Here is a 24846-nt window from a genome sequence, read left to right as displayed (position 1 = left end):
TAACCCCCTTATTTGAGCATGTTAGCGTTGAAAGCATCGCGCACCCCTTCGCCAATGAACACCAAAACAGAAAGCAGCAAGCTAATGGCTACAAACGCCACGATGGCTAAATGGGGCGTAGTGAGATTGTCTTTGCCTTGATTGACTAATTCGCCCAAACTCGCGCTCCCTATAGGCATGCCAAAACCCAAGAAATCCAAAGACACTAAAGTAGAAATACTAGCCGCCATTAAAAACGGCACATAAGTGATTGTCGCTACTAAAGCGTTGGGTAAAACATGGTAGAAAATGATTTTTAAATCACTCACCCCAAGCGCTCTAGCGGCTTTGGTGTAGTCCATATTCCTTGCTTTTAAAAACTCCGTGCGCACGACTTGAGAAAGCCCCATCCAGCTAAAGAGCAAGACTAAAAATAAAATGATCCAAAAATTAGAATTAAACGCACTAGAAATCACAATGAGTAAAAAAAGCATAGGGATCGCGCTCCAGATCTCGCTCAACCTTTGCCCCACTAAATCCATTAACCCTCCATAATACCCTTGAAACGCTCCCAAACTCACGCCAATAAGAACGCTAAAAAGGGTGAGTAAAATCCCAAACACTAACGAAACACGATAGCCATAAACCAGTCTGGCTAACACATCTCTGGCTTGATCGTCTGTGCCTAAAAGGTGTTTGAAGCTTGGGGGGGTGGGGGCAGGCGAGTCTAAATCCATAATGATCGTATCGTAGCTATAGGGGATGAGCGCATGGATGATGAAAGCGTCTTTTAAAAGCGTGTTTTTCACATAAGGATCGTTATAATCTGTGGGGGTGAAAAAATCGCCTCCAAACTCCACTTCCGCATAGTTTTTAAACATGGGGAAATACGCTTTATTATCTTTATAGATGAATAAGGGGCGATCATTCACCCACAAGGGGGCTAAAAGAGAAAGCGCTAATAAAGCGATAAAAAGATAGAGCGAAAACACCGCCCGCTTATTCTTTTTAAAACTAAGAATGCGCATTTTAAACAAACTGCTCACGCTCAAACTCCCTTGATGAAAAACAATTCCTAAGATTATAATTAATTATGGGTAATACTAGCAAGAAAATGGGTTTGATCCATAAAGAAAGATGATAAGCGTAATAATAATGGTGGAGTGTAGGGGGTTCGAACCCCTGACCTCAACGCTGCCAGCGTTGCGCTCTCCCAACTGAGCTAACACCCCACTAAAATTAAGCGAGCATTATAACATTTTGCTTAAAAGATGTCAATTTGATGCTTTTTTGAAACACTTAATAGCAAATTAAGAATGATTATCTTAAAATTAGAAAGTTTCTTTTATGGATTAAGTAAAATCACTTATCAAAGCAAAAAGGATATTTTTGAAAAACCACTCCTTTAAAAAAACGATCGCTCTTTCCTTACTAGCGAGCATGTCTTTGTGTAACGCTGAAGAAGATGGGGCGTTTTTTGTCATAGATTATCAAACGAGTTTGGCCAGACAGGAATTGAAAAATCCAGGCTTTACTCAAGCGCAAGAATTAAAGCAGTTGATTAGAGATGGGGCTGTGAGGTTGCAAACTTCTGCCATTCCCTTATCCTACTACTTGGATATTTTAGGGAATAAAACAAAAACTCTTTTGAGTGAAAGCGTGAAAAACAATGCACAAGCATCACAGCAAAATGTGCAACCAAACCAAGCCTTAGTCAATTTAGAGCAATCTCTAGAGATTTTAGGAAAGCTATTGGATCTATCCCAACAATACGCCAGTCAGAATGTCATTAAGCCTTTGGTGGTGGATGTAGGGAAAGAACAAATCGGTATCACTGATAGCATGCTCTCAGTGGCTCAAAACATCGTTTTAGCTTTAGGGCAAGTGGATTTGAGCAAAATCCAAAACAATAATAACCAACAGCTATACGAGAACATTGTGAAAGTCATGCTTTTAGGTGCAGGTGGGACTAATGGAGCGTATAATGGCGTGAGTGTGGGCGATATTGCCACAGGCATGCAAAATTTTTCTTCGCAAACGGGCTTGATAGGGGCTAATTCTACGGTGAGCGAGCTCAACGCTTTGATCAAGAGCGGGATTTCTTTAGATCGTGAGACTTTGAAGTTAGGGAGTTTTATTGAAAAGAATATCTGTAGCAGTGCATCGTCTTGTTTTAACAAGAACCAGCTTATCTATAAGAAAGGGCTAGATAGAGTCATAGGCATCATCAATACGAGCTTGAATCAGTTTGAAGATTCGGCTAGTTCTCTTTATAAGATTTCTTATATCCCTAACCTCTTTTCGCTCAGAGATTATCAGTCAGCGAGCATGAACGGCTTTGGGGCTAAGATGGGTTATAAACAATTTTTCACCCATAAGAAAAATATTGGCTTAAGGTATTATGGGTTTTTGGATTACGGCTATGCGAATTTTGGCGATACAAATTTAAAAGTGGGAGCGAATCTTGTTACTTATGGGGTAGGAACGGATTTTTTATACAATTTCTTTGAACGCTCCAGAAGAAGGGAAAGAACTGCAATCGGTCTTTTCTTTGGTGCTCAAATTGCAGGGCAAACTTGGAGCGCTAATGTAACGAACTTATTGAGCGGGCAAAGGCCTGATGTCAAGTCCAGTTCGTTCCAATTCTTGTTTGATCTGGGCTTGCGCACCAACTTTGCAAAAACCCATTTCAATAAGCACAAGCTAGATCAAGGGATAGAATTTGGGGTGAAAATCCCTGTTATCGCTCATAAATATTTTGCAACCCAAGGCTCAAGTGCGAGCTATATGAGGAATTTTAGCTTCTATGTGGGCTATTCAGTCGGTTTTTAAGGAAGGCTCTTGATGAAAAACACCAACACAAAAGAGATAAAGAATACAAGAATGAAAAAAGGTTATGGTCAATACCACGCACTCAAAAAAGGGCTTTTAAAAACCGCTCTGCTTTTTAGCTTTCCTTTAAGCATGGCGTTAGCTGAAGATAATGGCTTTTATATGGGAGTGGGCTATCAAATCGGCGGCGCGCAACAAAACATCAATAACAAAGGCAGCACTTTAAGGAATAATGTCATTGATGATTTCCGCCAAGTGGGAGTGGGTATGGCAGGGAGTAATGGGCTTTTGGCCTTAGCGACAAACACGGCCATGAACGCTCTTTTAGGGATAGGCAATCAAATTGTCAATACTAATACAACTGTTGGCAACACCAACGCAGAGTTAACCCAGTTTAAAAAAATACTCCCCCAAATTGAGCAACGCTTTGAAACGAATAAAAACGCTTATAGCGTTCAAGCCTTGCAAGTGTATTTGAGTAATGTGCTTTATAACTTGGTTAATAATAGTAATAATGGCAGCAGTAATGGAGTCGTTCCTGAATATGTAGGGATTATAAAAGTTCTCTATGGTTCTCAAAATGAATTCAGTCTCTTAGCCACGGAGAGTGTGGCGCTTCTAAACGCGCTTACAAGAGTGAATCTGGATAGCAATTCGGTGTTTTTAAAAGGGCTATTAGCCCAAATGCAGCTTTTTAATGACACTTCTTCAGCAAAGTTGGGCCAGATCGCAGAAAGCTTGAGTAATAGCGGTGGTGCAGGATCGATGCTTCAATCAATGCTTCAAAAGGATGTGAAAACCATCTCGGATCGAATCGCTACTTACCAAGAGAATCTAAAACAGCTAGGAGGAATGCTGAATAATTACGATGAACCCTACTTGCCCCAATTTGGACCAGGCAAAAGCTCTCAGCATGGGGTTATTAATGGCTTTGGCATTCAAATGGGCTATAAGCAATTTTTTGGGAGAAAGAGGAATATAGGCTTACGATATTACGCTTTCTTTGATTATGGCTTTACGCAATTGGGCAGTCTTAGCAGCGCTGTTAAAGCGAATATCTTTACTTATGGCGCTGGCACAGACTTTTTATGGAATATCTTTAGGAGGGTTTTTAGCGATCAGTCCTTGAATGTGGGGGTGTTTGGGGGCATTCAAATAGCGGGTAACACTTGGGATAGCTCTTTAAGAGGTCAAATTGAAAACTCGTTTAAAGAATACCCCACTCCCACGAATTTCCAATTTTTGTTTAATTTGGGCTTAAGGGCTCATTTTGCCAGCACCATGCACCGCCGGTTTTTGAGCGCGTCTCAAAGCATTCAGCATGGTATGGAATTTGGCGTGAAAATCCCGGCTATCAATCAAAGGTATTTGAGAGCGAATGGGGCTGATGTGGATTACAGGCGTTTGTATGCGTTTTATATCAATTACACGATAGGTTTTTAGGCTCTTTTTAGGGCTTATAAAGAGGCTCTTTACTTTTTTTTGGTATTCTAACAAGCTTTTAAACCATCCAATCTACTTTGTTTTAAGGATAATATTTTATGGCAGATGTCGTTGTGGGGATCCAGTGGGGAGATGAGGGGAAGGGAAAAATTGTTGATAGGATCGCTAAAGATTATGACTTTGTGGTGCGTTATCAAGGCGGGCATAACGCTGGGCATACCATTGTGCATAAGGGGGTTAAGCATTCTTTGCATTTAATGCCCTCAGGGGTTTTATACCCCCAATGCAAGAACATCATTTCTAGCGCAGTGGTCGTGAGCATTAAGGATTTGTGCGAAGAAATCAGCGCGTTTGAGGATTTAGAAAATCGTTTGTTCATTAGCGACAGAGCCCATGTGATCTTGCCTTATCATGCCAAAAAAGACGCTTTTAAAGAACGATCTCAAAACATCGGCACGACTAAAAAAGGCATAGGCCCTTGCTATGAGGATAAAATGGCAAGGAGCGGGATAAGAATGGGGGATTTATTAGACGATAAAATCTTAGAAGAAAGGCTAAACGCTCATTTCAAAGCCATTGAGCCTTTTAAAAAAGCGTATGATTTGAGCAGGAATTACGAAAAAGATTTGAGGGAGTATTTCAAAACTTATACTCCAAAAATCTGCCCCTTTATCAAAGACACGACAAGCATGCTGATAGAAGCGAACCAAAAGGGTGAAAAAATCCTATTAGAAGGGGCGCAAGGCACGCTTTTAGACATTGATTTAGGGACTTACCCTTTTGTAACAAGCTCTAACACCACGAGCGCTAGCGCATGCGTGAGCACCGGCTTAAACCCTAAAGCGATCAATGAAGTGATAGGCATCACGAAAGCCTACTCCACTCGTGTGGGTAATGGGCCTTTCCCTAGTGAAGACACCACACCCATGGGCGATCATTTAAGGGCTAAGGGCGCGGAGTTTGGCACGACAACCAAGCGCCCAAGGCGTTGCGGGTGGCTGGATTTGGTGGCTTTAAAATACGCTTGCGCTTTGAATGGTTGCACGCAATTAGCTTTAATGAAATTAGATGTTTTAGACGGGATTGATGCGATTAAGGTGTGCGTGGCTTATGAAAGAAAGGGCGAAAGATTGGAGACTTTCCCTAGCGATTTGAAAGATTGTGCGCCGATCTATCAAACTTTTAAAGGCTGGGAAAAAAGCGTGGGCGTGAGAAAATCAGACGATTTAGAGCCAAACGCTAGAGAGTATATCCGTTTTATTGAAAAAGAAGTGGGGGTAAAAATCCGCCTTATTTCTACAAGCCCTGAAAGAGAAGACACGATTTTTCTATGAAAAAATTCGCTTCTGTATTGGTGCAATTAAAAACCCTTGCGTTAGAAAAAATAGAGCAAAAGCTTGAAAACAAGCGTTTAAAATTGCGGCAAAATGAGCGAGAAATTTTGGACAAACAAGCCCAATTGAGCACGTTTAAAAACCCTGAATTGGGGGGAATGAGCCTTTTTTTACAAACCCAACAATTAAAAAGTGCTCTAAGAATGGAGATAGAACATTACCAACAAGAGAGCGAGAATTTAACTAAGGATTTAAAAATTTTAGAAAAAGATTACCTTTTGGCTAACCAGGAATTAGAAAAAGCTAAAATCATTTTAGAAAATGAAAAGCAAAAAGAAAAGGAAATTGTGGAAAAAAAAGAGCAGGCTCTTTTGGACGAAAACGCCATGATTTTACACTGGCAAAAAGAGGGCTTGCATGCGTAAAATCTTGTTAATGGGTCTGATTTTACAAGCGCTCTTTAGCGAAGAAGCCGCGCAAGAATTGTTGCAATGCTCGGCGATTTTTGAATCCAAAAAAGCCGAATTGAAAGACGATTTGCGCCGATTGAGCGAAAAAGAGCAGTCTTTAAGGATCTTGCAAACCGAAAACGCCCGCCTTTTAGATGAAAAAAACGATCTGTTAAACAAAAAAGAAAAAGAAGTGGAAGAAAAACTGAAAAATTTAGCCGCTAAAGAAGAAGCCTTTAAAACCTTACAAACGGAAGAAAAAAAGCGCCTTAAAAATTTGATAGAAGAAAACGAAGGCATTTTAAGAGAAATCAAGCAGGCTAAAGACAGCAAGATTGGCGAAACTTACTCTAAAATGAAAGATTCTAAGTCCGCCTTGATTTTAGAAAATCTACCCACTCAAAACGCCTTAGAAATTTTAATGGCGCTAAAACCCCAAGAATTAGGTAAAATTTTAGCCAAAATGGATCCTAAAAAAGCGGCGGCTTTGACAGAGTTGTGGCAAAAACCCCCACGAGAAAATAAAGAAATCCCAAAAACCACACCACCCCCTATAGTGCCCACACCTTCAAAAGAGCCGATGATAAAAGATCCTAACACCAAAGAGCCTGCAGAGGTATGATGTTCATTGCAGCGGTTTTAATGCTGGCGTTTTTAATCTTTGTCCATGAATTAGGGCATTTCACTATCGCTAGGATTTGTGGGGTCAAGGTAGAAGTGTTTAGCATTGGTTTTGGTAAAAAACTCTGTTTTTTTAAGCTTTTTGGCACGCAATTCGCTTTGTCTTTGATCCCGCTTGGGGGCTATGTGAAATTAAAGGGCATGGATAAAGAAGAAAATGGAACGAATGAGACCGCGAATGATAGCTACGCGCAAAAAAGCCCTTTCCAAAAGCTATGGATACTATTTGGGGGGGCGTTTTTCAATTTTCTTTTTGCGATTTTAGTGTATTTTTTTCTGGCATTGAGCGGGGAAAAAGTCTTACTGCCAATCATTGGCGATTTAGAAAAAAACGCGCTAGAAGCTGGGCTGTTAAAAGGGGATAAAATCCTTTCTATCAACCATCAAAAAATAGCGAGTTTTGGAGAGATTAGAAGCGTAGTGGCGCATGCTAGAGGCGAGTTGGTTTTAGAAATAGAGCGCAACCATCAGATTTTAGAAAAACGACTGACCCCCAAAATCGTAGCGGTGATAAGCGATTCTAACGATCCTAATGAAATGATCCGGTATAAAGTGATAGGCATCAAGCCGGACATGCAAAAAATGGGCGTTGTCTCTTATTCCTTAATTCAGGCGTTCAAGCAGGCCTTGAGTCGGTTTAAAGAGGGCGTTGTTTTGATTGTGGATTCTTTAAGGCGTTTGATTACAGGGAGCGCTTCAGTTAAAGAATTGAGTGGGGTGGTAGGCATTGTGGGAGCGTTAAGCCATGCCAATAGTTTGAGCATGCTTTTGTTGTTTGGGGCGTTTTTGTCTATCAATTTAGGGATTTTAAATTTATTACCCATTCCGGCACTAGATGGGGCGCAAATGTTAGGGGTTGTTTTTAAAAATATTTTTAAGATCACTTTGCCAGCGTTTATGCAAAATGCGTTGTGGCTAGCGGGGGTGGGGTTTTTGGTTTTTATCATGTTTTTAGGGCTTTTCAATGACATCACTCGTTTGCTATAAAAGGGGGAGTTGGTGGATGTATTGAGCGTGAGCGAAATCAATGCACAGATCAAAGCCCTTTTAGAAGCGACTTTTTTGCAGGTTAGGGTTCAAGGGGAAGTGAGTAATTTGACTATCCATAAGGTGAGTGACCATGCGTATTTTTCGCTCAAAGACAGCCAATCAGTCATTAAATGCGTGCTGTTTAAAGGGAACGCTAACAGGCTTAAATTCGCTTTAAAAGAAGGGCAGGAAGTGGTTGTTTTTGGGGGCATTAGCGTGTATGTTCCAAGGGGGGATTATCAAATCAATTGCTTTGAAATAGAGCCTAAAGATATAGGTTCATTAACTTTAGCTTTAGAGCAATTGAAAGAAAAATTACGCCTTAAGGGCTATTTTGATGAAGCCCATAAATTACCCAAACCGCATTTTCCTAAACGAGTGGCAGTCATCACTTCTCAAAATTCAGCCGCTTGGGCAGACATGCAAAAGATCGCTTCCAAACGATGGCCGATGTGTGAATTAGTCTGCATCAACACTTTAATGCAAGGGGAGGGGTGCGTTCAAAGCGTGGTGGAGAGCATCGCTTATGCGGATAGTTTTCATGACACAAAAAACGCTTTTGATGCGATTGTAGTGGCTAGGGGTGGGGGGAGCATGGAGGATTTGTATTCTTTCAATGATGAGAAAATCGCTGATGCTCTGTATTTGGCTAAAACTTTCAGCATGTCAGCTATTGGGCATGAGAGCGATTTTTTATTGAGCGATTTGGTGGCGGATTTAAGGGCTTCTACGCCTTCAAACGCGATGGAGATTTTACTCCCTAGCAGCGATGAATGGTTGCAAAGACTTGATGGGTTTAATGTGAAATTGCGCCGCTCTTTTAAAACTTTGCTCCATCAAAAAAAGGCGCATTTAGAGCATTTAGCGGATTTTTTAAAACGATTGAGTTTTGAAAACAAGCACCATTTAAACGCTTTAAAACTAGAAAAACTAAAAATCGCTCTAGAAAATAAAACCCTAGAATTTTTACGCTTTAAAAAAACGCTTTTAGAAAAAATCTCTACTCAAACATTAACAAGCCCTTTTTTACAAACCAAAACAGAGCGATTGAACGCACTAGAAAACGCCCTTAAACTCGCTCATGCACATTTGAAATTACCCCAATTTGGGGCGTTGGTGAGTAAAAATCATCAAGCGGTAGAATTAGAGGCATTAAAAACGGGCGATAAAATTGAATTGAGTAATGAAAAAGCCAGAGCGAGCGCTGAAATTTTGAGCGTGGATAGGGTGTAGGGGTTTGAAAAATAATATTTAAAATAAAATAGATTTTGTTTTTAAAATTTCGTATTCACTTCTTTTGATGATCTTTTCTAAACGCAACAGCATGATGTTTGAAATCGTGTTTTGATACCCCTTGTTTTTTAAAATGCTGGCAGCTTGCGGGTTATTTTTAATTGTTTCTTCTTTTTGGCACAAATAAAAAGACCAATTTAAATAATAATCCTTATTAACTTCTATAACCGCTTGCGCTGTTGTCCCGCTACCTGCAAAAAAATCTAAAATAATAGAATCTTTAGGGGTGGAGCATAATAATAAATATTTGATCAATGCTACAGGTTTTGGCGTCTTAAAAAGCCCCTTTAAGCCTAATTTTTCTAAATCTTTTGTGCCTTGTCGGCTATAAAAATCCAACACGCTCAAACAATTATCTTGCGATTCTTTTAAGTAATATTTTTCATAAGGGCGATTATTCTTAAAAATAAGTCTATTTTGATGATATAACTCCTTAAGCTTTTCATCGCTGCTCCACCCTCTGCTTTTTAAGGGTTCTAAAAAAAGATTGATTTCTTGTATCGCTACACTGCGCGGGTTGGAAGGCGTGGATAAATCTTTAGCGGAATAAATCTCACCTTTTTCATCCACTAAATTGTAATTTTTTAAAAAATTAAAATGTTCTTTTTGGGATAACTCTTTGATTTGTTCTTTTAAGACAAGTTGGGCTTGAGCTTGTCCTTTTTGTTTAAAAACATTCTTAATCGTTCGCATTAAATCTTTTAATGCTTTAGCATAAACAGGCAAAAGCGTTCGTAAGATTTTAAAACCAGGAGCGAACGCTTTATTTTTGGCGTAGCTTAAAACATATTCATGGGTAATATTGATGTGTTTAGCGTTAGATCTTGTGGCTTGTTTGGTGATAAAAGTGCCTAAAAAATTGCGCGTTCCAAAAATTTCATTGGCAATGATTTTAACTTCAGCCATTTTATTATCATCTATAGAAATAAAAATACAACCACTTTGTTTTAACACCGCCTTTGCTAAAATCAAATGCTCTTTAATCCATTTCTCATAATCAGCATGAGCGTCTTCATATTCAAAGTTAGAACTCTTAGTGTTATAAGGGGGATCTATATAGATAGTTTGGATGCTTTCTTTTTCTATTCTTTTCAAACACTCCAAAGCTTCCATGATAAAAACTTTATGCAAGATAATTTTCCCAAGAAAAACGACCAAACTTGAGATTAAAAAGATTGATAAGCTCTTGTTCTTTTGAATCAATGGGTTTCATTTTAGAATCAAATTCTTTGATTAACTTACTAATTCCTATCGTTTGAGTTGAACGCCTCCTTTCGTTATGACACTCTTTCACTTTTTGTTCTAAATACAATCCCATTTTAGGGTGCTTCCCATAAACAATGAATAAAAGATTAGAAATATTATTCCACACGCCCACGGCTAAAGTCGTTTTAATATCGCAAAAAACTTTGGCTTTTTCTAAAGTGGTGTCATTAAAAGTCGTGCTCCAAGTTTTACTTTGAAAAGATACTTGTTTGATTTCTAAAAATTCATCGTTCGAACTTCTTTTAGCATCAAGACCATGCTTTTGGGTATTGATGAGATCATAATCTAAATATAAAGCCACCATGCTGTCTCTCAATTCATTCAAAAATGAATCGTTGTCATGTTTATTGTATTTATTTTGAATTTCTTCAATTGGCTTTAGTGCTTGATAGCTTTCTGTAATGAAGTTTCTATCAATAGGTTCAAAGCAACCCTTATTAAAAAATCCCAAAGATTGATTTAAAAATTGCATATCTAGCCCTTTGATTAAACTCTGTCAATATTATTTTAGTGAAAATATATGATTCATTAGCAATACTTTTAAGCAGAATATCTAAAATTTAAATTTCATTTTTATTATAAGCTTGTTTCAAACACCAGCCATTATCAAAAAGTTTTGTATTATAATTTGATTGATTCCTGTTGATTAAGGTGTTTGGATTGAGTTTAGCCGATATTATTTTAGAGCGTTTTAAAGATTTTATGAGAGGACAACCTGAGCCTTACAAGTTTTTACAGGTTTTTTACGCGTAAGAAAAAGAACGCTTTTTAAATCATAAAATGAACGATTATATCAAGCAAAATAAAAGCAAAGAAGAGACTAGTATTTTAGCCAGACAAGGCTTTGTCAGTGCGGTTGGAAGAGCGTTAGAAAAAATCATAGAACTTTTATTAAAAGATTTTTGTATTAAAAACAATGTCAAAATGACGAACGATAAAATCTTAAGGGCTAAGCGCATTAATGGCGAGTTGGATAGAGTCAAACGGGCTTTATTGGTGCATTTTGGAGAATATAGCGTGTTACCTGATGGGGGATATTATTCTTTATCAAACCAACAAGGATAATGTCAAAATTCTAGCGATTTTATCGGTAAAAAATTCGTTTAGAGAGCGTTTCACAGAAACGCCTTATTGGAAAATTAAAACTTTTACAATCGCCTATAACTTCTCACATTAAAGTTTTCATGATAACGCCGGATAACGATGATGAAATCAGCTTTAAAGACAAGCCTAAAAAAGCATTGTCATGGAGCATGAATTAGACGGCCTTTATTTAGCCAAAAGCCATTTTGATCAAAGCTCTAAAATTAAGGATATAGAAAATTTATTAGAAGATTTAAAAAGGCTTTTATGAAACCTTATTTCAGTTTGGAAAAATTGGATTTATACCATGGCGATGTCAGCGTTTTAAAGACTTTTGAAAAAGGTTTTTATGATTTGTGCATCACTTCACCGCCCTATAATTTGAGCGTTGAATATCAAGGGAGTAATGATTTTAGGGCTTATGATGATTATTTAAATTGGTGCAAAAATTGGCTTAAAAATTGCTATTTTTGGGGCAAGGAGCAGGCGAGATTGTGCTTGAATGTCCCTTTAGACACGAATAAACATGGCAAGCAAAGTTTAGGGGCAGACATCACAGCAGTGGCCAAGGAGTGCGGTTGGAAATACCAAAATACGATTATTTGGAATGAAAGCAATATCTCAAGACGCACCGCTTGGGGGAGTTGGCTGCAAGCTAGCGTGCCTTATGCTATCGCTCCTGTGGAGTTGATTGTTGTTTTTTATAAAAACGAATACAAACGAAAAAAACAAACTTCTACAATGAGTAAAGAGGAATTTTTGCTCTACACGAACGGGCTTTGGAGTTTTAGCGGCGAATCCAAAAAGCGCTTAAAACACCCAGCCCCATTCCCAAGGGAATTACCCAGGCGTTGCATCCAATTGTTTTCTTTTTTAGAAGACACGATTTTTGATCCTTTTAGCGGCTCTGGAACGACTATTTTAGAGGCCAACGCTTTAGGGCGTTTTAGCGTGGGTTTAGAGATTGAAAAAGAATATTGCGAGTTGTCTAAAAAGCGTATTTTAGAGAGTTTGTCATTAGTGTGAGCGTTTTAAAAAACCTTTGAGGGTTAAAATAGTGTAAAATAGTAGATTTTAAAACTCAAAAAGGATTGATAATGAATTTATTTGAAAAAATGACCGACCAATTGCATGAGGCTTTAGACAGCGCGCTCGCTCTAGCCTTACACCATAAAAACGCTGAAGTAACGCCCTTGCACATGCTTTTTGTCATGCTCAATAACTCCCAAGGCATCCTCATTCAAGCCTTACAGAAAATGTCTGTGGATATTCAAGCCTTGAGGCTTAGCGTTCAAAGCGAGTTGAATAAGTTTGCTAAAGTTTCACAAATCAACAAGCAAAATATCCAGTTAAACCAGGCTCTAATCCAAAGTTTAGAAAACGCTCAAGGCTTGATGGCTAAAATGGGCGATTCTTTCATCGCTACAGATGTGTATCTTTTGGCGAACATGAGCCTTTTTGAAAGCGTTCTAAAACCTTATTTAGACACTAAGGAATTGCAAAAAACTTTAGAGGCTTTGAGGAAGGGTGCGACTATCCAAGGTAAAAACGATGATTCTAATTTGGAAAGTTTGGAAAAATTTGGCATTGATTTGACGCAAAAAGCCTTAGAAAATAAGCTGGATCCCGTGATCGGAAGAGATGAAGAAATCATTCGCATGATGCAAATTTTGATAAGAAAAACAAAAAATAACCCTATTTTACTGGGTGAGCCTGGAGTGGGGAAAACGGCGGTTGTGGAGGGTTTGGCCCAACGCATTGTGAATAAGGAAGTGCCTAAAACGCTTTTAAACAAACGAGTTATCGCTTTAGATTTGAGCTTATTGGTGGCTGGAGCGAAATACAGAGGCGAGTTTGAAGAGCGCTTGAAAAAGGTGATTGAAGAAGTGAAAAAAAGCGCGAATGTGATTTTATTCATTGATGAAATCCACACGATTGTAGGGGCTGGGGCGAGTGAGGGGGGCATGGATGCGGCTAATATTTTAAAACCCGCGCTCGCTAGGGGGGAATTGCACACCATTGGAGCGACCACTTTGAAAGAATACCGCAAGTATTTTGAAAAAGACATGGCGTTACAAAGGCGTTTCCAACCCATTTTACTCAATGAGCCTAGCATCAATGAAGCTTTACAGATTTTAAGGGGGTTAAAAGAAACTTTAGAAACGCACCATAATATCACTATCAATGACTCCGCGCTCATAGCGAGCGCTAAACTCTCTAGCCGTTATATCACTGATAGGTTTTTACCCGATAAAGCGATTGATTTGATTGATGAGGGGGCGGCTCAATTAAAAATGCAAATGGAATCCGAGCCGGCCAAACTCTCTAGCGTTAAGCGCTCCATTCAAAGACTAGAAATGGAAAAACAAGCCCTTGAAATGGAAAAAAAAGAGAGCAATGCCAAACGCATGCAAGAAATCCTTAAAGAATTGAGCGATTTGAAAGAAGAAAAAATCCAATTAGAAGCGCAATTTGAAAACGAAAAAGAAGTGTTTAAAGAAATTTCACGCTTGAAAATGGAAACGGAAAGTTTGAAAAAAGAGGCTGAGAGGTTTAAGCGCAATGGGGATTACCAGCAAGCGGGTGAAATTGAATACTCTAAAATCCCTGAAAACAAAAAGAAAGAAGAAGAATTGCAGCACAAATGGGAAGCGATGCAACAAAACGGGGCGTTGTTGCAAAACGCTTTAAGCGAAAACAACATCGCTGAGATCGTGAGTCAATGGACGCATATCCCGGTCCAAAAAATGCTCCAAAGCGAAAAAAATAGGGTTTTAAACATTGAAAGCGAATTGCAAAAAAGAGTGGTGGGGCAAGAAAAAGCGATCAAAGCGATCGCTAAAGCGATTAAAAGGAATAAGGCTGGGCTTAGCGATAGCAATAAGCCCATAGGGAGTTTTCTCTTTTTAGGACCAACAGGCGTGGGTAAAACCGAGAGCGCTAAAGCTTTGGCGCAATTCTTGTTTGATAGCGATAAAAATCTTATAAGAATTGACATGAGCGAATACCTAGAAAAGCATGCCATAAGCCGTCTTATTGGGGCCGCTCCTGGGTATGTGGGCTATGAAGAAGGCGGGCAATTAACAGAGGCTGTGCGCAGAAAGCCTTATAGCGTGGTGTTATTAGATGAAGTGGAAAAAGCCCATCCGGATGTGTTTAACCTTTTGTTGCAGGTTTTAGATGAGGGGCATTTGACTGATAGTAAGGGCGTGAGGGTGGATTTCAAAAACACGATTTTGATTTTAACCAGCAATGTGGCTAGCGGTGCGCTTTTAGAAGAAAATTTGAGTGAAGCCGACAAACAAAAAGCGATTAAAGAGAGCTTGAGGCAATTTTTCAAGCCGGAATTTTTAAACCGCTTAGATGAAATCATCTCCTTTAACGCCCTAGATAGCCATGCTATCATTAATATCGTGGGGATACTCTTTGAAAACATTCAAAAAAAAGCGCTTGAAAGGGGCATTAATATAACCCTAGACGAAAAAGCGAAAGAATTGATCGCTGAAGCGGGATTTGACAGATTTTATGGCGCTAGGCCCTTAAAGCGTGCGCTCTATGAAATGGTAGAAGACAAGCTCGCTGAACTCATTTTAGAGGATAAAATTAAAGAGAATGACAGCGTGGCGTTTGTGGTAGAAAATAACGAGATTGTGCCTAAGATTAAGTGAGGTTTTGTTATTCTAAAAAAAATAAGAAATGGTTATTTTTGAAAAAGGATTGAATGATGTTTGATAACACGCTTGTTAATCTCTTTGACACAGCGCCTCTTTTAACTTCGCTTCTAGCTGGGATTTTAACTTTCTTAAGCCCTTGCGTGTTGCCTTTGATCCCGGCGTATATGTCTTATATTTCGCAAATTTCTTTAGAGGATATTAAAGATGGTAAGGCTAAAAGGGTTTCGGTTTTTTTAAAATCCTTGATGTTTGTGGTAGGGTTTTCGCTCGTGTTTTTGGGCGTGGGCATGTCTATGGCCAAGCTTATCCATAGCTTTTCGTTTTCCTGGGTGAATTATATCGCTGGGGGGATTGTGATCCTTTTTGGTTTGCATTTTTTAGGCGTGTTTCGTTTTGCATTTTTGTATAAAACTCAAAGCGTTCGTTTAGCGAGCAAATCTAATAGCATGCAGCGCTTTTACCCCTTTCTTTTGGGCATGAGTTTCGCTTTGGGCTGGACGCCATGCATCGGGCCGATATTCACTTCTATTGTGATCATGAGCGCGAGTAAGGATACTTATGGTTTAATCCTTATGGTGGTGTTTGTAATGGGCTTGGCGATCCCTTTTTTATTGGTGGCTTTAATGCTAGAAAGAGCGCTTTTGTTTTTAAAATCCTTAAAAAAATACAACCGCGCGATTGAAATTGTTTCAGGGTTGGTGCTTATTTTAATGGGAATATTGATCATGACAAATTCTTTAGAAAGCTTGACGAATTTCTTGCAAAAATAGGAGAGTTTGATGCTGTTAAAAAACGCTTCGTTTTATGATGATGAGGTTTTAAAAAGAGCGGATATTCGCTTAAAAGATTCCCTCATTATAGAGATTAAAGAAAACTTAAGCCCTATTAAAAATGAAGAAGTGATTGAGTGCAGGGATTTATTCGTGCTGCCAAGCTTCATTGATTTGAGCGTTACTGGTTTGGAGGGTTATGAGAATTTAAAACAAAAGGCTTTTAAAGGGGGGGTAGGGTTACTCAATGTTTTTAATTGCGATCAAAGCGGCATTAAAAACATCATGGCGCTCAAAAACAACCAACTAGCTGACATCGCCACGCTTAAAAATAAAGGGGGGGAAATTTTAATCGCGCCATCTGATGCTTTTTTAGAACTCATCAGCCACTATGCCAAATCCTACAACTTGCCTCTTTTAATCTCTTTAGAAAATTCTTTTGAAGCCCTAAATAGCGGGGCATTAGCCTATGAATTGGGGCAAAATTTTGTAGAAAATGCGTTTGAAAACACACGCTTGGTGCGTTTTATGGAAGTTTCTAGAGCGTTACAAATCCCCATGCTTTTAGATAAAGTAAATAGCACCGCCACGCTCAAACTCATCAAAGCCTTTAATGATTTAGGAGCGAAATTGCAAGCCCAAACGCCCTTAAGCCATTTAGTTTTAGATGAGAGCGTGTATGAAGATTATGAGCCACGATTTAAAATCGCTCCTCCTTTAAGGGATAAAGAAAGCCAAAACGCCTTAAAAGAAGCCTTAAAAAATAACGAAATCGCCATGCTCACAAGCCTTCATGTTTTTAAAAATTCTAACGCAGAGCTTTTTGAAGAAAGCGCTTTTGGGTGTGAGAGCATAGAGGACGCTTTTAGCGTGGCTTATACTTTTTTAGTCCAAAAAAAGGTTATCAGCTTCCAACAGCTCATTAAAGTCATGGCGACTAATCAAGCGAGGTTTTTAAAACTCAATGCAGGCGAGGTTAAAGAAAACCAATTAGCCAATTTGATGATTGTGGATTTAAACGCTCAAACAAGAGTTCATAATAAAAATTCGCCCTTTTATGGTTTAGAATTATACGGCGAAGTTCAAAGAATGATCTTAAAAGGGCAAACCACATTTATTAAGGAGAATGCATGCAAGAAATCATAGGAGCGTCTTTAGTTTTTTTATGCAATGAAAAATGCGAAGTGTTAGAAGATTATGGCGTAGTCTTTGATGAAAAGATTGTTGAAATAGGCGATTATCAAAGTTTAACGCTTAAATACCCCCACTTAAAGGCGCAGTTTTTTGAAAATTCCGTTCTGTTGCCCGCTTTTATCAACGCGCACACCCATTTTGAATTTTCCAACAACAAGGCGAGTTTTGATTACGGGAGTTTTTCTGGCTGGTTAGGGAGCGTGTTAAACAATGGGGGGGCGATTTTAGAAAATTGCCAAGGGGCTATTCAAAACGCCATCAGCACGCAATTAAAAAGCGGGGTGGGGAGCGTGGGAGCGATTTCTAACCACTTGATAGAAGTTGATTTGTTAAAAGAAAGCCCTTTGAGCGCTGTCGTGTTTTTAGAGTTTTTAGGGAGTAGCTATTCTTTAGAAAAACTAAAAGCGTTTGAGGCCAAATTTAAAGAGTTAAAAGATTTAGAAGACAAAAAGCTTAAAGCCGCTCTCGCTGTGCATGCCCCTTATTCGGTCCAAAAAGACATGGCTTTAAGCGTGATCCAATTAGCCAAGGATTCACAAAGCCTGCTTTCTACGCATTTTTTAGAATCGTTTGAAGAATTAGAATGGGTAGAAAATTCTAAAGGGTGGTTTGAAAATTTTTACCAGCATTTTTTAAAGGAGTCTCATTTCAAATCGCTCTATAAGGGCGCGAACGATTACATTGACATGTTTAAAGACACGCACACTTTATTCGTGCATAACCAGTTCGCTTCTTTGGAAGCGTTAAAAAGGATTAAATCTCAAGTCAAAAACGCTTTTTTAATCACATGCCCCTTTTCTAACCGCCTGTTGAGCGGGAAAGCGTTGGATTTAGAAAGAGCTAAAGAAGCCGGCTTGAGCGTGAGCGTCGCCACTGATGGCTTGAGTTCTAACGTTTCGCTGAGCCTTTTAGACGAATTAAGAGCGTTTTTGCTTTCCCATAACATGCCGTTATTAGAATTAGCTAACATCGCTCTTTTAGGGGCGACTAGGCATGGGGCTAAAGCTTTAGCTTTGAATAATGGCGAGATAGAAGCCAATAAGAGGGCGGATTTGAGCGTGTTTGGTTTTAATGAAAAATTCACTAAAGAGCAAGCGGTTTTGCAATTTTTATTGCATGCTAAAGAAGTGGAACGCTTGTTTTTAGGGGGGAAAAGGGTGATCTAATTTGTTTTAAAGACAGAATGCGTTAAAATGGGAAATCCAAATCAATTGAGGAAAGAGTCAATGAAATTAGTTTTAGCCAAGAATACGAGAAAATCAGACGCTAAGAGCGTGGAATTGGAGGATTTGTATCGCAAATTTAGTGAAGACAAGCGTTCTATTTTTTATTTTGCCCCCACAAACGCCCACAAAGACATGCTCAAAGCGGTGGATTTTTTCAAAGAAAAAGGCCATACGGCTTATTTAGATGAGGTGAGGGTCAGCAGCGATGAAAAAGATTTTCTTTATGAATTGCACATTATTTAAAGGCTTGTATTGAAAGTTTATATTGAAACGATGGGTTGTGCCATGAACTCTAGAGATAGCGAGCATTTATTGAGCGAGCTGTCCAAACTAGACTATAAAGAGACTAGCGACCCTAAAATGGCGGATTTGATTTTAATCAACACTTGTAGCGTGCGCGAAAAGCCTGAACGGAAATTGTTTTCAGAAATCGGGCAATTCGCTAAAATCAAAAAACCCAACGCCAAAATCGGGGTTTGCGGGTGCACCGCAAGCCACATGGGAGCGGATATTTTGAAAAAAGCCCCGAGCGTGAGCTTTGTGTTAGGGGCTAGGAATGTGTCTAAAATCTCTCAGGTGATCCATAAAGAAAAAGCGGTTGAAGTGGCGATTGATTATGATGAAAGCGCGTATGCGTTTGAATTTTTTGAAAAAAAGGCTCAAATCCGATCACTATTAAACATCTCTATAGGGTGCGATAAGAAATGCGCTTATTGCATTGTCCCGCACACTAGGGGCAAAGAAATTTCTATCCCTATGGATTTGATTTTAAAAGAAGCTGAGAAATTGGCGAATAACGGCACTAAAGAGCTGATGCTTTTAGGGCAGAATGTGAATAATTACGGTGCGCGTTTCAGTAGCGAACACGCGAAAGTGGATTTTAGCGATTTACTGGATAAATTGAGCGAAATTTCAGGCATTGAAAGGATACGATTCACTTCGCCTCATCCTTTGCACATGAATGATGCATTTTTAGAGCGCTTTGCCAAAAACCCTAAAGTGTGCAAGAGTATCCACATGCCCTTACAGAGCGGATCTAGCGCGGTGTTAAAGATGATGCGAAGGGGGTATAGTAAGGAGTGGTTTTTAAATAGGGTGGAGAGGTTAAAGGCTTTAGTGCCTGAAGTGGGCATTAGCACGGATATTATCGTAGGCTTCCCTAATGAAAGCGATAAGGATTTTGAAGACACGATGGAAGTGCTAGAAAAAGTGCGTTTTGACACGCTCTATAGTTTCATTTACTCCCCACGCCCTTTCACTGAAGCGGGAGCTTGGAAAGAAAGAGTGCCATTAGAGGTTTCATCTTCAAGGTTGGAGAGGTTGCAAAACAGGCATAAAGAAATTTTAGAAGAAAAAGCCAAGCTAGAAGTGGGTAAAACGCATGTGGTGTTGGTGGAAAACAGGCGTGAAATGGATGATCAAATCGTGGGTTTTGAAGGGCGCAGCGATACGGGAAAATTCATTGAAGTAGCGTGTAAAGAAAAAAGAAATCCGGGCGAGCTTGTAAGAGTGGAGATTGTTTCTCATTCCAAAGGGCGCTTGATAGCGACCGCTAAAGGCAACTACTAAAAATAACCAATGAAAAAGCGGGTTTAAAGGCGAGAATTGAGCTTAAAATTTTTCAGGAAAAGTATCGTTTTAAAGGTTGTCCCACGCTTGGCGTTTGGAGTCCTTTGGTTGTTGCATAAAACTTGTAAAAACCGCTATTTTTTAGCTCAAAATTTAAAAGAAAAACCCTTTATTGTAAGCTGTTGGCATGGGGAGCTTGGCATGATCGGGTTTGCGTATTTAAGGCTTCAAAAACCTTCTGTTTATGTGATCGCAAGCCAGCATTTTGACGGCTCTATTGCGGCGGGTTTGTTTGAAAGCTTTGGTTTTAAAAATATTAGAGGTTCTAGCAAAAAAGGGGGGGTTAAGGTTTTGATAGAGGGGCTTAAGCGTTTGAAAGAAGGTTGCGATGTCGCTATCACTCCTGATGGCCCCAAAGGTCCACGACACAGCATAGCGGATGGGGTGATCGCTTTGGCTCAAAAATCAGGCGTGGGGATTAGCGCTTGTCGGGTGGTTTGTAAAAACGCATGGCGGTTGAACACTTGGGATCAATTTGAAATCCCTAAGCCTTTTAGCGAAGTGCATTATTACATGTTAGAATCTGTAATCATCCCTAAAGAATTGGAGCTTTCAAAGGCTAAAGAATATTTAAAAACGCGCATGGATTCTGTTGGGTTTGAAGAACCTCAAAGGGGTTTGGGTGCTTAAAGGGTTAAAAAAAGCGTTTAAGGAGAAGTTTTGCTCTCAAGTGTATATCTCTTTTAATGTGGATCACAATCTTTTATCCGCTCAAATCATAAGGATCAAAAACGATCGCATTAAAGAGAAATTTTTTAAAACTTTTGAGACTAAAGTGGAGACTAAAAATGGTGAAGTCCCTATTCAAGCCTTAAAAATCGCTAGAACTTATAGCCAAAAATACCCCTACACTTATTTCAGCGCGATGAGTAAGGCTAAAGAGGTTTTATGCGAAAAGCAGGCGTTTGAAAAAATCAAACAAGAAAATCAAGATTATCATGCTTGTGAAGTCAATCAAAAGTATTGCGTTTATGTGGAATCTAAGGATTTTTTAAAGGATTTCAAGCGTTTTAAAATCCAGGATGTGGATTTTTTATTTTCGCCTTTTAGCCTTATTTATGATTTTGTGCGCGATAATTTAGAAAATAAGCCGTTGTTGTATTTGCTTTTGGAGCGTTCAAGATTTTATTTTTTGATTGCGGATAAAAAAGAGATTTTTTTAGCCAAATCCGTGTTTTTAGAAGAACAACCTGAAGAGTTTATAGAGAGCAAAGAAGAAGATTTTATGGGAATGGATAATGAGGCTGTGGATTTGTTTTTGAGCGAAATCCAAGAAGATATTGACAGCCTTGAAGAAGCGATAGGCCTAGACAGCAGTAAGGATAATAGCAAAAAAATAACAGAGGACGCTTATAGTTTGATTGAAGGCATGACGAATATCCCCTTAATTGCAGATGTTTTGCAAGAGGGATTGCGCAGCGTCTATCATTCTAGAGAGATAGACTTTGTAGAAAAAGTGGTTGTTTTAGACAGCTGTCAAATCCACCACAAAGCGTTAATGCATTTGCAAGAAACTTTGATGATAGAAGTGGATAGGCTTGATTTTTCTTTAGTGGAGCGCTTGAATATTTTAGCGCGCATGGAGAATGAAAAGCATGCGTTTTAGTTATATTGAGCCAAGAGCGAAATACCTTATCAGCAAGCTTTCTAAAATTTGGGTTTTTTACATTTTTTTATCTTTTGTGGTAATAGGGGGGTTAGTGTGGTTTATGCACAACGCCATTAAACGCACTCAAGACAACGCGTCTGATTTAACGATCCAAGAAAGGCTCTACCGCCATGAAATCAGCCGCTTGCAGGTTAAGACTGATGAAACCTTAAAACTCATTAAAGAAGCTAAAAAGCGTTTGAATTATAACGATGATATACGAGATGTTTTGCAAGGGCTTTTAAACATTGTGCCGGATTCCATCACTATTAATAGCATTGAAATAGACCAGCAAAGCGTGGTGGTTAGTGGTAAAACTCCTTCTAAAGAAGCCTTTTATTTTTTGTTTCAAAACAAATTAAACCCCATGTTTGATTATTCTAGGGCGGAATTTTTCCCCTTAAGCGACGGGTGGTTTAATTTTGTCTCCACCAACTTTTCTAATTCCTTACTGATAAAAAACCCGGAGTCTATTAAATGAAACCATTGCATTTTTCACACTTAGACAGAGAGCAATCAGGCGATGTGGGTTTTATCATTAAAAACCTCATTTTTTTAGGGGTTTTTTCCTTATTGGGTTGGTTGAACACCGAGTATTTTCTATGGCCTAACATGCTGGAATTAAAAAAAATCCTTTTAGAAGAAAATCGTAAAAAAAGCGTTTTAGAATACGCGCAAAGGCATTTTGAAACAGCTTTAACAAACTATCGCAATCAAAAAGAAACCAGCGAATCTTTGTTAAAGATTTTTAATGATGAAGAGTCCAGGCGGATTTTAGAAAAGATCTTAAAAAAATGTTTTGATGCCTATAAAATCAAACCCTTGCTCTCTCAAAACCCCCTTCAAAAAACCCAATTTTTTATCATGGCTAGAGCGAGCGAATTGGAAAAGACCTATCTTTTTTTCACCTTAATCAACAAGTATTTACCGAGCGCTCAAAGCCAATTGCCCTTAAAAATTTCTAAAGATGATGAAGGGCTGTTGGTGCAATTTAGCGTGAGTATTGATCTCCAATAGGATTAGGGGTAGTTTAATGCAAGATTTTGATTTTAGTTTTAATCCTAAGGCATGCGAGGGTTGTGGGGCAAAGTGTTGCGTGGGGGAAAGCGGGTATATTTTTTTGAATATCCAAGAAATGCAACAAATTAGCGCTTTTTTAAAATTAGAATTAGAAGAATTCAGTCAAAAATACGTTAAAAAGGTGGGGTATAAGTTCTCTTTATTAGAAAAAGACGCTAAAGAGTTGGGTTTGGCGTGCGTGTTTTTGGATTTGGAGACGAAAAAATGCCAGATTTATAGCGTACGCCCTAAGCAATGCCAAACTTTTCCTTTTTGGGAGAGCGTGAAAACTTTCTCTAAAGAGCAAAAAAAGGCTTTTTGCCAAAGTTGTCCGGGCATCACACAAAAAACCAAAGAAACTAAAGTGCGCTAAAATTCACTATAGTGATACAAAAAAGGAAATAAAATAATGAATATTCAAATAAAGAAAAGATTTTTAGCAAATATATTGCTTTTTAGTCTGTTTTCTTGCCTTAAGGCTGAAACCCTTTCAGAAGATCATCAAATCCTGTTGAGTTCAGACGCTTTCCATAGAGGGGATTTTGCCACCGCTCAAAAAGGCTATATGAATCTTTACAAGCAAACCAATAAGGTGGTGTATGCTAAAGAAGCGGCCATTTCAGCGGCGAGTTTAGGGGATATTAAAACCGCTATGCATTTAGCCATGCTCTATCAAAAAATCACCAATAATCGTAATGATGTTTCTATCAATAAGATTTTAGTGGATGGCTATGCGCAAATGGGGCAGATTGATAAAGCGATTGAATTACTGCACAAAATCCGTAAAGAAGAAAAGACCATAGCCACAGACAATGTGTTAGGGACTTTGTATTTGACTCAAAAGCGTTTGGATAAGGCTTTCCCGTTGTTGAATAAGTTTTATAACCAGGTGCATGATGAAGACAGCCTAGAAAAACTCATTACGATCTATTTTTTGCAAAATCGTAAAAAAGAGGGCTTGGATTTGTTGCAATCTCATATAGACAGGTATGGTTGCTCAGAGCAATTGTGCCAAAAAGCGCTCAACACTTTCACGCAATTTAACGAGCTGGATTTGGCTAAAACGACTTTCGCTCGTTTGTATGAAAAAAACCCTATTGTCCAAAACGCCCAATTTTACATAGGGGTATTAATCTTGTTAAAAGAGTTTGATAAGGCCCAGCAAATCGCAGAATTATTCCCCTTTGACAGGCGTTTGTTGTTGGATTTATACACCGCGCAAAAGAAATTCGCTCAAGCTTCCAAACAAGCTTCTTTGATCTATCAAGAAAAAAAAGACCCTAAATTCTTAGGATTAGAGGCCATTTATCATTATGAAAGCTTGAGCGCGAAAAATAAAAAACTCACCAAACAAGAGATGCTGCCTATCATTCAAAAATTAGAGCAAGCCACCAAAGAGCGCCAGCAAATACTCGCTAAAACTAAAGATAAAGAAGATGCGCAAGACGCTTTCTTTTATAATTTTTTAGGGTATTCCTTAATAGATTATGACATGGATATTAAAAGGGGCATGGATTTTGTGAGGAAAGCCTTAGCGTTGGATTCTGGCTCAGTGCTTTATTTGGATTCTTTAGCATGGGGTTATTATAAATTAGGGAATTGTTTGGAGGCTAAAAAAATCTTTTCTAGCATCGCTAAAGAGTCTATCCAAGCCGAACCTGAATTAAAAGAACACAATAAGATTATTCAAGAATGCAAGAAATAGGGATTTTAGACAATTTACAAAAAAGCTTAGCCTTAAAAGAGGGCATGCTTTCTTATGAAATGCTGGGTAAAAGCCTGTCGTATAACCCTTACTTGCCTAGAGTCATTCCTCAAACTAAAGATTGTGTTTTTGTAACCCCTGATGAGGTTTTAGAAAAGCTTTTGAAAGAAAACACCCACACCGATTGCGTCATTGTCAATTTTAAAGGATTATACGAAATAGGCGCGCCAAGCATGTTTGATTTAGAAGTTTTAGGGTTATTGCGCCGCCATGCGAGTTCTTTGATTGTCCATCAGGATCTTTTCATCAGCCATTACCAGCTTTTAGAATCGCTTGTTCAAGGCTCTGATGGGGTCATTTTAGACGAAGAGCTTTTGAAAGAAGATTTAAAGGGCATGGTAGAATTTTCTTGGCGTTTGGGCTTGAGCGTGTTTGTAGAAACCCATAAGCCAGACTACACCCATTTAAAAGATTTAGGGGTTTTAGGCGTGCTAGAAAAAGTCCCCCATTCTTATAATCAAAAAAAAATAGTCTTTTTAGATTGAATTTTAA

General features: G+C 38.8%; 24 protein-coding genes, 1 tRNA gene and 1 pseudogene. 22 read left to right on the top strand and 4 right to left on the bottom strand.

Going from position 1 to position 24846, the window contains the following annotated elements; translation table 11 throughout:
• Positions 1–8 precede the first annotated feature (8 nt).
• A complete protein-coding gene (locus FIM44_RS03515) occupies positions 9–1031 on the bottom strand; it encodes an ABC transporter permease (protein ID WP_194148687.1) in 1023 nt (340 codons plus the stop codon).
• Between the two features lie 104 nt (positions 1032–1135).
• Positions 1136–1211, bottom strand: a tRNA-Ala gene (locus FIM44_RS03510).
• Positions 1212–1368: 157 nt separating this feature from the next.
• Between FIM44_RS03510 and hopF the strand changes: the two genes are divergently transcribed.
• From hopF to xseA, 7 genes are all read left to right on the top strand, one after another.
• Entirely contained in the window at positions 1369–2811 is a 1443-nt protein-coding gene (gene hopF / locus FIM44_RS03505) for a Hop family outer membrane protein HopF (protein WP_140579106.1), read from the top strand.
• Between the two features lie 12 nt (positions 2812–2823).
• Positions 2824–4254, top strand: coding sequence for a Hop family outer membrane protein HopG (hopG, locus tag FIM44_RS03500; protein ID WP_140579105.1), 1431 nt, complete (start codon positions 2824–2826; stop codon positions 4252–4254).
• A 98-nt stretch (positions 4255–4352) separates the two neighbouring features.
• On the top strand, positions 4353–5588 hold the full coding sequence (gene purA, locus FIM44_RS03495) for an adenylosuccinate synthase (RefSeq protein WP_140579104.1): 1236 nt from the start codon (positions 4353–4355) through the stop codon (positions 5586–5588).
• Positions 5585–6013: a flagellar export protein FliJ gene (locus FIM44_RS03490; RefSeq protein WP_140579103.1), complete on the top strand. Its 429-nt coding sequence runs from the start codon at positions 5585–5587 to the stop codon at positions 6011–6013. Before purA ends, FIM44_RS03490 begins: the two co-directional genes overlap by 4 nt.
• Positions 6006–6659, top strand: a complete 654-nt coding sequence (locus FIM44_RS03485; protein ID WP_140579102.1) for a MotE family protein — start codon at positions 6006–6008, stop codon at positions 6657–6659. Before FIM44_RS03490 ends, FIM44_RS03485 begins: the two co-directional genes overlap by 8 nt.
• Complete coding sequence (gene rseP / locus FIM44_RS03480) at positions 6659–7705, top strand: RIP metalloprotease RseP (protein ID WP_140579101.1); 1047 nt, start codon at positions 6659–6661, stop codon at positions 7703–7705. Before FIM44_RS03485 ends, rseP begins: the two co-directional genes overlap by 1 nt.
• A 12-nt stretch (positions 7706–7717) precedes the next feature.
• On the top strand, positions 7718–8980 hold the full coding sequence (gene xseA, locus FIM44_RS03475) for an exodeoxyribonuclease VII large subunit (protein ID WP_140579100.1): 1263 nt from the start codon (positions 7718–7720) through the stop codon (positions 8978–8980).
• A gap of 18 nt (positions 8981–8998) precedes the next feature.
• Here the strand turns inward: xseA and FIM44_RS03470 are convergent, their stop codons facing one another.
• Positions 8999–10171 (bottom strand): DNA methyltransferase, encoded by a 1173-nt coding sequence (locus FIM44_RS03470; RefSeq protein ID WP_140579099.1) that lies wholly within the window; start codon positions 10169–10171, stop codon positions 8999–9001.
• Positions 10164–10778, bottom strand: a complete 615-nt coding sequence (locus FIM44_RS03465; RefSeq protein ID WP_140579098.1) for a hypothetical protein — start codon at positions 10776–10778, stop codon at positions 10164–10166. The genes FIM44_RS03470 and FIM44_RS03465 overlap by 8 nt, the downstream gene beginning before the upstream one ends.
• A gap of 188 nt (positions 10779–10966) precedes the next feature.
• On the opposite strand from FIM44_RS03465, the pseudogene FIM44_RS03460 reads away from it, so the two are divergent.
• The 15 genes and pseudogenes from FIM44_RS03460 (at position 10967) to FIM44_RS03390 (ending at position 24839) form a co-directional block, all read left to right on the top strand.
• Positions 10967–11660 (top strand): annotated as a pseudogene (locus tag FIM44_RS03460) (BsaWI family type II restriction enzyme).
• Complete coding sequence (locus FIM44_RS03455) at positions 11657–12415, top strand: DNA-methyltransferase (protein WP_140579097.1); 759 nt, start codon at positions 11657–11659, stop codon at positions 12413–12415. The pseudogene FIM44_RS03460 and the gene FIM44_RS03455 overlap by 4 nt, the downstream one beginning before the upstream one ends.
• A gap of 71 nt (positions 12416–12486) precedes the next feature.
• The gene (locus FIM44_RS03450; RefSeq protein ID WP_140579096.1) at positions 12487–15057 is read left to right on the top strand and encodes an ATP-dependent Clp protease ATP-binding subunit; all 2571 of its coding nucleotides are present in this window, start codon (positions 12487–12489) and stop codon (positions 15055–15057) included.
• Between the two features lie 56 nt (positions 15058–15113).
• Entirely contained in the window at positions 15114–15833 is a 720-nt protein-coding gene (locus FIM44_RS03445) for a cytochrome c biogenesis protein CcdA (protein ID WP_001875295.1), read from the top strand.
• Between the two features lie 9 nt (positions 15834–15842).
• Complete coding sequence (locus FIM44_RS03440) at positions 15843–16979, top strand: amidohydrolase family protein (protein ID WP_140579095.1); 1137 nt, start codon at positions 15843–15845, stop codon at positions 16977–16979.
• The gene (locus FIM44_RS03435) at positions 16964–18193 is read left to right on the top strand and encodes an adenosine deaminase (RefSeq protein WP_140579094.1); all 1230 of its coding nucleotides are present in this window, start codon (positions 16964–16966) and stop codon (positions 18191–18193) included. The genes FIM44_RS03440 and FIM44_RS03435 overlap by 16 nt, the downstream gene beginning before the upstream one ends.
• 60 nt (positions 18194–18253) lie before the next feature.
• Positions 18254–18496 carry a nuclease gene (locus FIM44_RS03430; protein ID WP_024750891.1) on the top strand — a complete coding sequence of 81 codons (243 nt, stop codon included), beginning with the start codon at positions 18254–18256 and terminating at the stop codon, positions 18494–18496.
• A 9-nt stretch (positions 18497–18505) separates the two neighbouring features.
• Complete coding sequence (gene miaB, locus FIM44_RS03425; protein WP_140579093.1) at positions 18506–19822, top strand: tRNA (N6-isopentenyl adenosine(37)-C2)-methylthiotransferase MiaB; 1317 nt, start codon at positions 18506–18508, stop codon at positions 19820–19822.
• Positions 19823–19858: 36 nt separating this feature from the next.
• Complete coding sequence (locus FIM44_RS03420; protein ID WP_140518814.1) at positions 19859–20512, top strand: lysophospholipid acyltransferase family protein; 654 nt, start codon at positions 19859–19861, stop codon at positions 20510–20512.
• Positions 20505–21488, top strand: a complete 984-nt coding sequence (gene pilM / locus FIM44_RS03415; protein WP_120927623.1) for a PilM family protein — start codon at positions 20505–20507, stop codon at positions 21486–21488. The genes FIM44_RS03420 and pilM overlap by 8 nt, the downstream gene beginning before the upstream one ends.
• Positions 21478–22011, top strand: coding sequence for a PilN family protein (locus tag FIM44_RS03410; protein WP_001873758.1), 534 nt, complete (start codon positions 21478–21480; stop codon positions 22009–22011). Before pilM ends, FIM44_RS03410 begins: the two co-directional genes overlap by 11 nt.
• Positions 22008–22547 (top strand): PilO family protein, encoded by a 540-nt coding sequence (pilO, locus tag FIM44_RS03405; RefSeq protein WP_097723387.1) that lies wholly within the window; start codon positions 22008–22010, stop codon positions 22545–22547. The genes FIM44_RS03410 and pilO overlap by 4 nt, the downstream gene beginning before the upstream one ends.
• Before the next feature lie 16 nt (positions 22548–22563).
• Entirely contained in the window at positions 22564–22962 is a 399-nt protein-coding gene (locus FIM44_RS03400) for a YkgJ family cysteine cluster protein (protein ID WP_001150534.1), read from the top strand.
• 36 nt (positions 22963–22998) lie between these two features.
• Entirely contained in the window at positions 22999–24294 is a 1296-nt protein-coding gene (locus tag FIM44_RS03395) for a tetratricopeptide repeat protein (RefSeq protein WP_140579092.1), read from the top strand.
• Positions 24282–24839: a beta/alpha barrel domain-containing protein gene (locus FIM44_RS03390; protein ID WP_140579091.1), complete on the top strand. Its 558-nt coding sequence runs from the start codon at positions 24282–24284 to the stop codon at positions 24837–24839. The genes FIM44_RS03395 and FIM44_RS03390 overlap by 13 nt, the downstream gene beginning before the upstream one ends.
• Positions 24840–24846: the final 7 nt, after the last annotated feature.

The sequence above is a fragment of the Helicobacter pylori genome (assembly GCF_006440215.1).
Classification (GTDB): Bacteria; Campylobacterota; Campylobacteria; order Campylobacterales; family Helicobacteraceae; genus Helicobacter; species Helicobacter pylori_CS.
Note: the sequence above shows the minus strand (reverse complement) of the source record. Positions and strands in the feature narration are given on the sequence as shown.

Excerpts from the sequence above, each read along its gene's own strand:
- FIM44_RS03390 (WP_140579091.1), top strand. The coding sequence starts at position 24,282 with ATGCAAGAAATAGGGATTTTAGACAATTTACAAAAAAGCTTAGCCTTA.
- FIM44_RS03465 (WP_140579098.1), bottom strand. The coding sequence starts at position 10,778 with ATGCAATTTTTAAATCAATCTTTGGGATTTTTTAATAAGGGTTGCTTT.
- FIM44_RS03440 (WP_140579095.1), top strand. The coding sequence starts at position 15,843 with ATGCTGTTAAAAAACGCTTCGTTTTATGATGATGAGGTTTTAAAAAGA.
- FIM44_RS03395 (WP_140579092.1), top strand. The coding sequence starts at position 22,999 with ATGAATATTCAAATAAAGAAAAGATTTTTAGCAAATATATTGCTTTTT.
- hopG (WP_140579105.1), top strand. The coding sequence starts at position 2,824 with ATGAAAAACACCAACACAAAAGAGATAAAGAATACAAGAATGAAAAAA.
- pilO (WP_097723387.1), top strand. The coding sequence starts at position 22,008 with ATGAAACCATTGCATTTTTCACACTTAGACAGAGAGCAATCAGGCGAT.
- FIM44_RS03455 (WP_140579097.1), top strand. The coding sequence starts at position 11,657 with ATGAAACCTTATTTCAGTTTGGAAAAATTGGATTTATACCATGGCGAT.
- FIM44_RS03485 (WP_140579102.1), top strand. The coding sequence starts at position 6,006 with ATGCGTAAAATCTTGTTAATGGGTCTGATTTTACAAGCGCTCTTTAGC.
- FIM44_RS03430 (WP_024750891.1), top strand. The coding sequence starts at position 18,254 with ATGAAATTAGTTTTAGCCAAGAATACGAGAAAATCAGACGCTAAGAGC.
- FIM44_RS03490 (WP_140579103.1), top strand. The coding sequence starts at position 5,585 with ATGAAAAAATTCGCTTCTGTATTGGTGCAATTAAAAACCCTTGCGTTA.
- FIM44_RS03435 (WP_140579094.1), top strand. The coding sequence starts at position 16,964 with ATGCAAGAAATCATAGGAGCGTCTTTAGTTTTTTTATGCAATGAAAAA.
- FIM44_RS03410 (WP_001873758.1), top strand. The coding sequence starts at position 21,478 with ATGCGTTTTAGTTATATTGAGCCAAGAGCGAAATACCTTATCAGCAAG.
- FIM44_RS03450 (WP_140579096.1), top strand. The coding sequence starts at position 12,487 with ATGAATTTATTTGAAAAAATGACCGACCAATTGCATGAGGCTTTAGAC.
- rseP (WP_140579101.1), top strand. The coding sequence starts at position 6,659 with ATGTTCATTGCAGCGGTTTTAATGCTGGCGTTTTTAATCTTTGTCCAT.
- purA (WP_140579104.1), top strand. The coding sequence starts at position 4,353 with ATGGCAGATGTCGTTGTGGGGATCCAGTGGGGAGATGAGGGGAAGGGA.
- FIM44_RS03400 (WP_001150534.1), top strand. The coding sequence starts at position 22,564 with ATGCAAGATTTTGATTTTAGTTTTAATCCTAAGGCATGCGAGGGTTGT.
- FIM44_RS03445 (WP_001875295.1), top strand. The coding sequence starts at position 15,114 with ATGTTTGATAACACGCTTGTTAATCTCTTTGACACAGCGCCTCTTTTA.